Origin of the sequence: Stutzerimonas stutzeri, from assembly GCF_024448715.1 — a bacterium.
Taxonomy (GTDB): Bacteria; Pseudomonadota; Gammaproteobacteria; order Pseudomonadales; family Pseudomonadaceae; genus Stutzerimonas; species Stutzerimonas stutzeri_AR.
In genome coordinates, this window is sequence record NZ_JAMOHZ010000009.1 from 141,122 (window position 1) to 152,736 (window position 11,615).

An 11,615-nucleotide genomic window follows, 5' to 3' on the forward strand; every position below is an offset into this window, starting at 1 on the left:
GCATTCCAACGCATCCAGGCGACAACAAGCATGAGCATCGACTACGAAACCATCCAGAAAATTCAGAAGCTCGGCGATGACGTACTGATAGGCGTTGCCGAGGTGGCCGCCCTGACCGGCTTCAGCATCCTCACCGTTCGGCAGCGCAAATTACCTGGCCTTGAACCGGTACCTGGCCTATCACGCTTGCGCTGGCGTTTGGGCGATCTGCGCCAATGGATGCGCTCAGGCCCTCAATGCATTTCAACCTCAGCAGACATGGCAGCAGTGGCAACCAAGACCCTCCATCGGGTTGGTAGACCCACCAAGAAGGAGCAGGTGGAGCGCCGTAAGTGAAAACTCTGGCACTTGCTATTGTTCTGCATGCTGCAGGTAGAACAGCGCGCTCAGGCCGGAGCTAAACGATGGCCTTCGACGGTGCATCGGACTTCAAGCAGCTCTCAGAAAGCCCTTTAGCGTCCTCTGCAATAGGACGGGGCGCGCCAGCCATGATCGCCAGGCTTGCGGCTCGGGCGACGGCGCAGAGCCAGGTTCAGCCCAAGCGCGAACTAGCCATTAAGAAGCGACAAATAAAGCCTTGGCCAGAGGATGTACGCGGCGTGCCAAATGCTGCTTTACGGTCGGCGCTGTTCGGGGCAGTCAAAAAGGGTAGCCGGCAATATCTTGATCAGGTGCACGTTGCATCACTCGATGGGCTGGAAATCCATTACACCGGATCCCGGCTCGACCAAGGCGACCTGACCGTTTGGGAGTGCGTCCTGCATCTCGCCCGTTTGCAGGCGATGGAACAGTGCCGCTTCACGGCATACGCCATGCTTAAACTTATGGGTAAGACCGACACAGGCAAAAATCGAAAATTGCTGCATAAGCGGTTGTTGCGGCTCAAAGCATGTGCTGTAGAGATCACCCAAACTAGTTTCACCTATATAGGGAGCCTGATCAAAGAAGCGTACAAGGACGATGCCACCGCCGAGTATGTCGTGATGCTCGACGCAAAACTGCATGTACTGTTTCCCAGTAACGGCTTCACCTACGTGGACTGGAGCATTCGCTCTGCTCTGGAGGGTCAGCCTCTTGCTCAATGGCTGCATGGCTTCTATTCCAGCCACGCCAAGCCCTTTCCGATGAAGGTGGCCACTCTGCATCGGCTATGTGGAAGCGAGGCAAACGAAATCTGGAAATTCACCCAAACCTTGCGCCGCGCCCTCGGTGCGCTGAGCTCTACCTGTGAGGCGCATGGCGAGTCATTCAGCTATGCCATCCGCGGTGATCTCGTAGATGTCGTGAGACAACCCAGCAAATCCCAGCAACGCCACCTTCTGAAAGATCCGCAGAAGCCTCGGAAGCAGCCACAGAATTACCGTTCCAGCGGGTAGGTATTGCCGTTCCAACGAGTAGCCCTAGCCGTTCTAGCGGGTAGGTAAACCCGTTCCAGCAGGTAGGCGACCCACAGTCCACGCGAGGCTCCGGGCTAGATGCCGCTGAAGCTCGAGCCAATCGGCGAAGAGGCGCTAATCCGTTATTAATCAGTTGTTAATCAAATGGCCGTCTGAGTTACAGGGGCTAGCTTGATACTACGAATGCTTGGTAGTCAGGTATGCCACCGAGGAGTGACCTTGCGTGAAACGCCTTCGCTCCTTTCTGCCGCCAATGCAGAGCCTTGCCAGCAGGAAAGGAGCCCGTCATCAAAACCTGTTCAACTTTGCAGCCAAGCAGCAGATGCCGCGCTCCCAAAGATTTACAGGACCTATCAACATGGGCCTCAACCAGACCATCCACACTTTTTATCCCTGGCGATCTCCAGCCGGCCGAAATGATTTTGATCATTCATGCCGCCCAAGCTCCAGCGACACATTAAGCAGACGCATCTCATACGTCATCTGCGTTCAACGATGACAGAGGCTTCGAAATGGCAGAAACCGTATCTCACGCTTCCTCCTGCGCGTTCAACGGTGCAACTCATTGAATACTTACAAGCCTCGACTTTTTGTCAACGGAACATCCCCGAGTCCATCTCCTCATGACAGCGCAGTTGATCCTTCAACTTTTTACCAGGACGTCAACGTTATAAAGGCAGAACCCAGGGACAAGGTAGGGTTTGTGATACCGCCAGTACCTGACGACTCACAACCGGCACGCGCCAGTCGTTTCACTCCCTCTGCTTTTGCCTACCGTCCTTGCTCAGGGCAAGCCCCGAGACCCCAGCACCTAGAAGAGGAATATTTATGAGTCGTAGCGAGCAACGCCGGCGCACCGGGTGGCTGCCAGCAATTCGTTGTTTCGAGGAGGAAGAAGCGCTAGTACGCGAAAAGGCCCACGACAGCGGAATGAGCATTGGCCAATTCATGTTGGCTGCCGCATTGAAGCGACAGACTAGAAGCCGAATCGACGCGCACATCATCAATGAATTGCGGCGTCTTGGAGGGCTTCAGAAATACCTATTCCGCCAGGGTGATGGCGTGCACTCCAGAGAGTACGCCAACGTACTGGTAGAAATAGCCGACGCCATCAAACGTATCGAGCACTGAGCATGCTTCGGCTCACAGAGCTAAGGAGATCTCATGCAACGCCAGGATTTCCTGCTCTGCAAGTCCACGGCGGTACCGGGCAAGACTTTCAGGCGCGAGCAATGCCAAATGCTCAATCTGTTGTTGCTCCAAAAGCCTTCCCAGCAGAACGACTTCCCCCTCGGCCTCTAGCTGGCGAAGCTGAATCGGGCTGTTGAATGCCCAGCGGTCGAGTATCTTCCACCCCCGAGCATGGAATGATGGCGATCGCAGGACAGATTCAATCGTGTCGCTTGCCAACACATTTGCTGCGATTGAAAGCAGAGTATTGCTGCTGAGCATGTGGATATCCTTTTCGCATGGTGCGTGGGGCGCTGCCCTAGGTGCCAAGTATCGTCGCCAACCTGGCCTCGGTGGTAAGCACCTCGGCTGGCTTCAGCGCAAGGCTGAACACCGGAATGTTTAGGTTGCTAGTCAGCAGCTCTAACCGATGATTGCGCTTCCCGACCGGCACAATGCGCCAAGATCTAATTTCATCTAGCTGGAAGAAATGCACTGCGCCATCGACGGGGTAGGCCAGCAATCTGCGTGATGAGCCATCAATTCCGAGATAGGCATCGCTCATCTTCGCAAATACCTCGACCTGAGGTTGGAAGCCATGCGCTTGGAATTCTGCGGCTAGCTGTTTCAGCTTGCCGGCATAGCGTTGATCGACCGTCCAGAACAACCAAATCCCGCCAACGAAATACAAGACCAAAGTCCAAAACAACCAGCGCACAACCGGGTCGGCGCCGCCGCTAATGCCTAGGAAGAATGCGAGGTTGAACCCACATAGCACTAAAACAATCAGCAGAAGCGCCCCGACCGGGATGCATCCGACAGCCCACAGCGCTCGCAACAGCTCCCATGCCGATCTCATCCTTTCGTCCTCGAATCGATGTTGAAACAAAAATATCTGAAAATCAGATATCTTAAAAGCAGATATAGCTTGGTAAGCCGCCCCTTACAGACATGCGGCTATGACCAAGGCTATCTACAGGCCCGAATATGAGGTTTTTCTTCAACAGTTAAAGCGTCTGCGTACTAAGTCTGGATTGACGCAAGCTCAATGCTCTGCGGCCCTAGGGCGACCACAATCTTTCATGAGTGACGTCGAGCGGGGAGTGAGGAGATTGGATATCGTGCAACTGCGCGATCTATGCTTCGTTCTAGGGACCGACCTGTCGAGCTTTTCTAGAGCTTATGAACAAGCGCTAGGAGCGAAATAACGTGCGCGGCGACATCTGCAACAGAAGCAGGGGGCGATTGGAACGGAATGAACCTGCTCGGTCGACTACCTAGCGAGGACTGGGGTTATGAAATCCATCTTTGAAGAGATTGGGCTAGACCATGCAAACAAGCTAATGGCCGATGCTATCGCAAGGGCCGCGCAGGAGACTGCTGCACTTGGATTGCCTGACGTAGTTAAGATCGACGCAGTATGGTGTGTTAGGTATCCAGATGGTGGCGTTTTGCCGCTTAGCGACTATATCGCATTAGGTGAAGACTCTCGTTAAGGGTGAATGCGCTGACTTGACGAGATATTGCATCCTTCACGAACAAGCATTTGCATTCGTGTCGACATTCGCTGCAAGCGCTTTGACCGACGCTTTCTAGCAGCTGCAGGCTACAAAAGCCATAGTGGCCGGTAGCAGCCTGCTAGCCAATAGCCGCTTTCGGCTGTGGATTCAACCGGTCGACGCAACAGCTGTTTAAACCTTTCGGCAGGCGTCGCATACCTCAGGATTTTTTGGGGTGCTCGTTCAACTGCCGGGCAGTCTCGTCGAGCTTGTCCTGCGAATAAAGCGTGAGATTAGTCCCCTTCGGGAAATACTGTCGTAACAGCCCGTTGGTGTTTTCATTGTTCGCGCTTCACCGGCCTAAACCAGGCTACGGACAGTCTTCACGAATGCGAAACCTGTCATAAACGTTCACAACGGGACGGGAAGGCAGCTTAGCAAACGATCTTTTGAGAGCTGCCCATAATTCTTCAAAGGTAAAAAATGTCCGAGCATCTTCAAGCCCTTCCAGGCTCCCTATTTATTGTATTAACCACAATCGTGGGACTTCACGCTGCAATAGTTATTTTCGAGGAAACGATCTCAGAAGTGACTCGAGCGAGGATGGGGCATCGTTTATTGACGGGCGATTTTCGGAAAGGGACGCGCAAAGTTTTAGAAATTTATTTGAGCCTGAACAACACGCTCTTCGGTAAGCGAATTTTCTCCCTTCGCTCCCTCGGAGTAAGCGTTATCCTGACTTCTATGTGGGGCATATGCTTTATGTTGAATTATGGGTACACCTTCCCTCAATTCAAAAACGCGCTTCACATGATAGCGCAAACGCCGAACTTGAGAAATCTAGCAATCACAGCGTTTCTCGTGATTCTGCTCGTCGATTATCTATCGATCAACGTGACTAGAAAAATTTACAGAATGACCGTAGCGAAAGGAAAAAAGTCTTTTATCTTGGCTGCAATTACAGATTTGGCGAGTTCAGTCGCGGTGTATTATGTAGGCCTTTCTATATTCAAATATATTCTTTCGGATCAGTTCTTCTTGGGCTTGTCTGACTCATTGAGAATTTGGACAAGTCCTACTGAGATAACAATGGGGGTACAAGCCGTTAACGCTTTTGACTTATCGTCAGGGCGCTATACGAGCAGCAACACTTTTGAACTTGATACACCATTCGAAACAATGGTCACTTATATGTTCCCCGAGGGTGTCTTTTTCATCTCAAGTCTCATGACCTCTGTCTGGCTATGGATGTACTTGCTGGCGTATACAGCTGCCTGGTTTATGGTTAGAGTCAATAAGATCAAAAAAGTCATACTGCCTCATTTGAACATTGAGAAGAAACCTCTAACCACATTAACCGGCGTCGCCACGGCCATTCTGATGCTGTGCATGATTTGCAGTGCATTCCTGAAACTCTAGTGCTTCGAGTGACCGCTTCTGGCCCAGAGCGTGTAAAACCGTTGCTAGTCGGCGCTCTCTGAGCAACGATCCCTGTCGGCTGGGCACCGATGTGCACTATCCATAACGGTCGAAGGACGTGCCTCATTAAGCCAGAAAATGGACAGGCGTGGATGGCGGAGCCCGTCTTCTCAAGGCGCGAACTAGACCTGTAATGATTAGCACTAATTAAAATGGAAGTGCTTAGTAATATAGGCGTGCGCTATTTGCGCACTAGTATATGCGGCATAGCTTTGCCACTCGTTATTCTTTGTGGGGTCGGCGAAGTCACAAACAGACTTGATCGCCACTGCCTTCGGGCGTGGCTCGCCTGAATAATATGCGGCAGACATTACACCAAATGCTTCCATCTCCACTCCGATAGCTTTTCGATTCTGAGACTGGATAGTCGCCACTGTTTTAGGATCCTCCAAAACAACCGAGCCAGTAGCAACAGGACCAACAATCACCCTTGGTTCATTCGGTGGACGCTTTCCACCTCTCCAAGATGTATATATATCAGATACGTAAAGACCGTTCGCCGAGATATATTGAAAAATTCTTCGGGCGGACGAGTCCAGTGGGATTTGAGTTGGCGCGCTTAGAAAAACAACTTCATCATCGCGAACTGTAAGCTTTCCGCTTCCCCAGTCCCAACAAGGGTCTGCAATAAGTATGTCGCCAATGTCGGTATCCCCGGGTACGCCCGCAGAAATGCCCGTCATCATAACCAGTTTCGGTTTAAACCTCACACATACAGTCGCCGTTAAAGCTGCTGCAGCGGCCATCCCCATATGTGGTGCAGATGTGGCCAATATCTTTCTTGGTTGATCAACCGAATCTAAAAACTCGCCTTCGTAATATATATTGTCGTCGCCGTCAAAGCTGGTTTGCTGGAAGTTGCATGGGAGACGTAATACTTGCTCAAGTTCTGGGGTGTGCAATGCGGTTATCACCGCAACGTCATATTCTATGGTTTTGGATCTTTTTAAATGAAGGGCTTGAGTTCGTAGAATGGTCTCCAGACGTTCTGTGTCGTCAACACCAAGCAAAATTGACCACCCTCGCTCTTCGAAAAATGAACGTGAATCATCATATGCTTCGGCATGCCCTGTGATCGCGAGAATGCTGAGTGGCCGGTTCAGATTTTGACGGACTTCAATCTCCTTAACAAGTTGCACGCCTCCTTTCGGCTCCGCATCATCCCCCAGTACAGCTGGGATCTGAAGGTCGAGAATAAGAAGATCGAATTTTTCTTTAGCCATACTCTTGAGTGCGTCTTTCGCGCTTGTTACTAACTCGAAGTCGATAGCGCCAACTTTCTTGAGAATGCTGATAATTACTTTTGATTTGTCTTCGTACTGATCGTCAACCACTAATGTACGCATGAGTCTTACCTTAAATTTTGTTTAGATAGTCAGAGAGGCTTTTTTTCCAGCCTTCAATCGCTGAGCTGAAGTGTATAGTTCCCCAGAAAAATTCGGGAAATTGTTCTTCGAATTCTTGGGTAAGCTCGTCTAAGCTGATATTTTCTTTCTTAAATTTTTTGTATTGAGTGATAACAACCACCGGCACTTTAATGTTCCTGAGGCGCATCTGAGACATTAGTTCTTTTCCAGCATAGCTCTCTGGATCTCCCCCGCCTGGTTCATCTGTGGTCACATCATAGCCAGGCATGCTCATGTCTAACAAAACTATATCAATATCGGAGTTTGTGATGAGCATGCGAAGTCCGGAGCGCAATGACTCAGCCTCGATAATCTCTACGCAGTCTTGGCCAAGATCTGACTTAAGAAAGCTAATGATTTTTTCTCTCTTATCAAACTCGTCTTCTACGATCAATATTTTCATGACTGGATGACCTTCTTGATTTCGCTAATAAGAAGCTTGACTCTAAAGCTCGATGTTGATGTGTATCCGAACTCGAGTGTGTGCGCGAGATCTAAATCATTACTTAGTGCTTTCCAGATTTTAAAGAAACCCGTTCCACCTTGACTGCGTGAGGCAGGCAGCATGTAGCTTTCTTTACCGTAGCGCTCCCTGTAAGTTCCGAGTGCTGCATTAGCCATCATATAGTCACCTACAGGGGCGCAATTGTTTTCGATGACCAACTCTAATATATCGTCGATTAACCTGAGAGTTCCACTTATCATTAGCCCTTCCCTAGGAAGGTTAGACTTTGTAACGCAGTTCTCAAGTATTACATACAGCACGTCAACAATATACGTTAAAGATCTGCCTTGGAATTGAATGTTTGTGCTATCGGAAAAGTCGATCTTAGCGTCGGCTGACATGCACGCTATCTGCATTGCTACATCGGTATCAAAATGCGAGATGGAATGCCCACGAGAACGCTCAAACCAAGCTATAACTGTATCAATGCTGCTGGCTAGTCGTTGCCGGAGGCGCACAATTGACTCTTGAAATGCAACTAGTTTGGCTTGGTCTTTAATTGTGTCAGTAATGTCTTTTTCAAGTTTGTCAACGCGCCTAAAAGCACCTTCCCGAAACTCCTTGGAAATTTTGGATCTGACACGCCCGAGGTTGTATTCGGTCCTCGTCCATAGCCATTCGGTGACAATTCTGGCGAAGTCTTGATAGCTAGTAGCTTCTGATATCTTGAGCTGGACCAGGTGGGCGTCTAGATAGGTGCAGGAGTAGTTGAATTGAGCTTCGTTTTCAATCTCATCAAGTCGAAGCCCTGCAACATCCTGGTCGACGATGGTTATATTGAGCCATTTATCATTTGCGTGATTTATTAGTTCGTCGAAGCGAGAAGCAAATTCGGTTAGATATTTGTCGATAGAGGATTCTTGTTCGCGACTGAGAGGAGATAGGCGATCTATCCATAATAAGTTCTTTTTGTATCCGCCAGCACTGGTTGCCTTAGGCGAAAGCAATCCTTCATCAGCTGCGCATTTTCTTAAAGTATTGGGAAAGTGGCCGTGCCGTATACGGGTGCTTAGAAATCCGCCAAGCCCTTTAGTTCCAAATGCAAACTCGTCCCTCATGAGTTTTAGAAGCTTAAAAAACAGCGAGTTTTTCTCACCTAACACAATGTTTTGAATGTGTATTAGATGCGCGCTGCTGATCAAATCGCTCTGTGACTTTACGCCCTCGACAAAACTACCTAGCTCGACATCGTCAGCGGTCTCTGTGGTATGATCAAGTCTAATTCGCTGATATTTTGCAAATATACTTTGAAATTCCGGAGATGTGTTAAAGCTCGTAGTGTCAGAATAGATTTTACTGTTCTCGACGTGCTTGGCTGCATCATGCAGAACTATTTTCCTGGTGCGATCCTTTACTTCTGCAATCATAAGCTCTGTCGAGATTCCGAGCTTTATTAGCCGTTTGCAAATTTCGATTCTGCAATTTTCAACATCGCGGGCCGTATCGAAGTTCAAATACAGCTTCATTACCTCGGGAGTGCAAATGTGCTCAGCGAAATAATAAAAATGCGCGCTGTTATCTGGCGGGTTATCAAAGAGTTCCAAGGGAGTTTGTAGCTCGTTGCTACTCAAAAAACACTCAAATGAATAGCGTAGCGCAGCTATGTGGTTATCTGCTATGAAGCGTGTATGTAAAGATAGCGCTATCGGCACAGTTATCGATTTTGAGCTGTCAATTATTTTCTCTGCCGAGCTGCAAATTGAATTGCTGTCCAGCGTTTTGAGCAGTCTCGGGTTTTCCAGGCCCAAATTCACATAGAGATCGATGGCTTGCGGGGTATTAAAGGCTCGTATATTGGCAAGTATTAGAAGCTTTGATGCATCGTTGTAGATAAGTTGGTCATCTTGCGGCGTTATGGTTTCTAGTAACCTTATAGCATCATCAGCTTTACCTTGATCGTACAGATCCTGAGCTATATATTTTTTTGCCCTGAACTGCTCGACACCTACCAGGCGCTCTAAGACAGGCGTAAAACTTAATTCGCCAAGGAATAGGTTATATATTGATGTATTACGATATGTGGGCGTAATTGCTTGCAGGAAGCTGTCTTTTAAGCTTTCAGGTAGATATCGGTATTTTCTTGGGGAATTGATATCAGCTAAAAGCCCTTGCGCGTTGTACAGTAAACTGTTTGAAAGTGGCGTGCTAAATTTAGACTCTCGTAACAGGAAGAGCTGCAATAATCTAAACCAAGGCAGCTTGCCTAGAGAGTTTGTTAGAAGTGACAGGAATGCGGTCGCCTCCTCAAAATTCTCGGTTTTTAGCAATAGAGAAGTGGCTGCGTTAACCAAGTTTCCTTGCAAGCCCCCGATGCTATGTGGATGTCGACATGCTGAGCTAGCGATTATACTAAAAATTGAGAATTTGTAAGCTTGGTCGTGACTGACCGTCTTGCTCAGAAGTTCAGAGTACCGGCCCTCTGTGTACATCTCTAATATTTCGCAGTCGGAAGAATCTGTATGCCACTCACATTCTATTTCAAAGGCTGTAGCCAAGGCAGCCAGATGCGCGGAGTGGAATGATCTAGAGAACATGATTGAGATTCTGCGAGCGGAAACCTGATATTTGCTGCCGTGTTCGCTTGTTATTGAGTGCGAAACAAGATCTATCAGGCATACCAATATATCGATTGCGCTGGTGTGTTTCTCTATGTTCAAGATGTGATTGTAGTCGTAGTCGAAGTCGGTGTTCAGAGGCAAGGCTTTGAACATTAACAAATGAAGAGTGGGGCCGCTGTAGGTACGTTTAATTTTTTGCTCGGTGAACATTGACTCTGATGAGAGTCCGTCATTCTCTTCAAATTTGTTTATTATCATTCGCGTAATGCTTTTTAGGAAGGCATTGTTATCCGCTAGATTCATATAGTTTTCGAGTAACAACTGCTTCTCTTCTTTGCGACCAGATATGGATAATATGGCCGACCGAATCCCAATGGACCAAAAAGATAAGCCGCACGACCTGTCGATAAAGTCCAATTGTTGTAAGGCTTCGTCAAGTTGCTCGCTTAAAATTAGCTGCTCAACGGTAGAGCTTGTGTCTAGGAATATCTGCAGATCCGCTTTAAACAACTCCAGCACCCCTAGGCACCACGCTATATTTTTTTCCAGCGAGGTATCAGGAGATTGTTTCATGTAGCGCTTAGAGAACTTCAGGTCTTTAAGACTGATCGCTTGCTTAAAGTGAATATGACTGGCAAGGCTCTTTACGCTGCTTCTAATTTCTACAGGGTCTAATTTCTCAAAAAAATTTTTCCTCACTTGGTAAGCTGACTTTGATGACGCCAGCACACGTGAGAGATTGCTCTGCTTTCGCTTCTTTTGAACTTTATCTTTCTTGCTTTTCATGCAAATCACTTAAAATAGGTGAGTCGAGCGTCGGACAAATGAACGCTAGCACAGTGCTAGGTTCGCCTATTTGAATCTTTGTATTTCGAAGATTCTTGGCGCCTTGATAAGGGATGGACTTAAGGTGTCCACTTTTGGCGTGATAGCGGCGCGGGACAACCTGAAAAGGCGTTCGGACTAAGGTGCATGCATGCTGTGCCGCCGCTGTAGTTGTACCGCTTTCGACGTATTCAAACATGTTTGTTGCATCTGGGCACGACTGCTGAAGCGCTCGCCGCGATTGCGCGCTAACTGCCGGCTTTCGAGAAAGGGCGGGCAGATTCGATTTCCCCCGCTCTGTAATTCTGCTTCTGGCCAGAAAGCAGCCTGCTGACCGCCCCATTCTTTATCACAAGAAGGCACCACTTCGATAAACATCGAACTTAGTCCGTCGCATTTGCCCTCGCTGTGTGATAGTTATTTAGCTCTCTATTCGACCAGCAAAAGGAAATGCATATGTCCGGTTCAGGCGGAAGCTACCTGGGCTCATCCACGCCCACCAGTTCATGCGAAACCCTCCAGTTCGATACCCAGCTAGCGTCGCCGAAAGCACCGGTGGTTCGTCAGCTGAACGTTGGCGACATTCTTGATATCGCCTTTGCAGCGACGGGCTATCAAGTCGTCATAGCGCTGTGGAACGGTGCAGAGGCTGGAAGTATCGTCCACTCGCTTCTGACTCAGCTGCGTAACTGCATGACTCAGGGCGAGCAGTATCAAGCACGTGTGCTTCAGGTTAGTAGCGGGCAAGTCCGCCTACGGGTCTTCCACGTCTAAGC

Annotated in this window: 12 protein-coding genes and 1 pseudogene; 6 read left to right on the forward strand and 7 right to left on the reverse strand. The window is 48.7% G+C overall.

All coding sequences use genetic code 11. From position 1 onward, the window contains the following. Positions 1 to 30: 30 nt before the first annotated feature. The 3 genes from NAV33_RS18675 to mobA all read left to right on the forward strand — a co-directional run bounded on the left by NAV33_RS18675 (position 31) and on the right by mobA (position 2,528). Positions 31 to 336: a helix-turn-helix transcriptional regulator gene (locus tag NAV33_RS18675; RefSeq protein WP_255982822.1), complete on the forward strand. Its 306-nt coding sequence runs from the start codon at positions 31 to 33 to the stop codon at positions 334 to 336. A gap of 68 nt (positions 337 to 404) precedes the next feature. Further along, on the forward strand, positions 405 to 1,376 hold the full coding sequence (gene trfA, locus NAV33_RS18680) for a plasmid replication initiator TrfA (RefSeq protein ID WP_255982824.1): 972 nt from the start codon (positions 405 to 407) through the stop codon (positions 1,374 to 1,376). Between the two features lie 849 nt (positions 1,377 to 2,225). After that, a complete protein-coding gene (gene mobA, locus NAV33_RS18685; protein ID WP_255982826.1) occupies positions 2,226 to 2,528 on the forward strand; it encodes a plasmid mobilization protein MobA in 303 nt (100 codons plus the stop codon). Between the two features lie 12 nt (positions 2,529 to 2,540). Here mobA and NAV33_RS18690 read toward each other — a convergent pair whose 3' ends face one another. Both NAV33_RS18690 and NAV33_RS18695 read right to left on the reverse strand, forming a co-directional pair. Then, a complete protein-coding gene (locus NAV33_RS18690) occupies positions 2,541 to 2,849 on the reverse strand; it encodes a hypothetical protein (RefSeq protein ID WP_255982828.1) in 309 nt (102 codons plus the stop codon). 37 nt (positions 2,850 to 2,886) lie between these two features. Beyond that, a complete protein-coding gene (locus NAV33_RS18695) occupies positions 2,887 to 3,405 on the reverse strand; it encodes a hypothetical protein (RefSeq protein WP_255982830.1) in 519 nt (172 codons plus the stop codon). A 121-nt stretch (positions 3,406 to 3,526) separates the two neighbouring features. On the opposite strand from NAV33_RS18695, the gene NAV33_RS18700 reads away from it, so the two are divergent. Next, complete coding sequence (locus NAV33_RS18700) at positions 3,527 to 3,775, forward strand: helix-turn-helix domain-containing protein (RefSeq protein WP_255982832.1); 249 nt, start codon at positions 3,527 to 3,529, stop codon at positions 3,773 to 3,775. A gap of 459 nt (positions 3,776 to 4,234) precedes the next feature. Here the strand turns inward: NAV33_RS18700 and NAV33_RS18705 are convergent. Beyond that, positions 4,235 to 4,412: pseudogene (locus NAV33_RS18705) on the reverse strand (IS30 family transposase); the annotation flags it as partial. A gap of 137 nt (positions 4,413 to 4,549) precedes the next feature. On the opposite strand from NAV33_RS18705, the gene NAV33_RS18710 reads away from it, so the two are divergent. Then, positions 4,550 to 5,485: a hypothetical protein gene (locus tag NAV33_RS18710; RefSeq protein WP_255982834.1), complete on the forward strand. Its 936-nt coding sequence runs from the start codon at positions 4,550 to 4,552 to the stop codon at positions 5,483 to 5,485. 203 nt (positions 5,486 to 5,688) lie between these two features. Here NAV33_RS18710 and NAV33_RS18715 read toward each other — a convergent pair whose 3' ends face one another. The 4 genes from NAV33_RS18715 to NAV33_RS18730 all read right to left on the reverse strand — a co-directional run bounded on the left by NAV33_RS18715 (position 5,689) and on the right by NAV33_RS18730 (position 11,217). After that, positions 5,689 to 6,891, reverse strand: coding sequence for a response regulator (locus tag NAV33_RS18715; protein WP_255982836.1), 1,203 nt, complete (start codon positions 6,889 to 6,891; stop codon positions 5,689 to 5,691). Between the two features lie 10 nt (positions 6,892 to 6,901). Continuing rightward, positions 6,902 to 7,354, reverse strand: coding sequence for a response regulator (locus tag NAV33_RS18720; protein ID WP_255982838.1), 453 nt, complete (start codon positions 7,352 to 7,354; stop codon positions 6,902 to 6,904). Then, positions 7,351 to 10,800 carry a hypothetical protein gene (locus NAV33_RS18725; protein ID WP_255982840.1) on the reverse strand — a complete coding sequence of 1,150 codons (3,450 nt, stop codon included), beginning with the start codon at positions 10,798 to 10,800 and terminating at the stop codon, positions 7,351 to 7,353. The genes NAV33_RS18720 and NAV33_RS18725 overlap by 4 nt, the downstream gene beginning before the upstream one ends. A gap of 177 nt (positions 10,801 to 10,977) precedes the next feature. Beyond that, complete coding sequence (locus NAV33_RS18730; RefSeq protein ID WP_255982842.1) at positions 10,978 to 11,217, reverse strand: hypothetical protein; 240 nt, start codon at positions 11,215 to 11,217, stop codon at positions 10,978 to 10,980. A 78-nt stretch (positions 11,218 to 11,295) separates the two neighbouring features. Here NAV33_RS18730 and NAV33_RS18735 point away from each other — a divergent pair, with 78 nt between their 5' ends. Then, positions 11,296 to 11,613 carry a hypothetical protein gene (locus tag NAV33_RS18735; protein WP_255982844.1) on the forward strand — a complete coding sequence of 106 codons (318 nt, stop codon included), beginning with the start codon at positions 11,296 to 11,298 and terminating at the stop codon, positions 11,611 to 11,613. Positions 11,614 to 11,615: the final 2 nt, after the last annotated feature.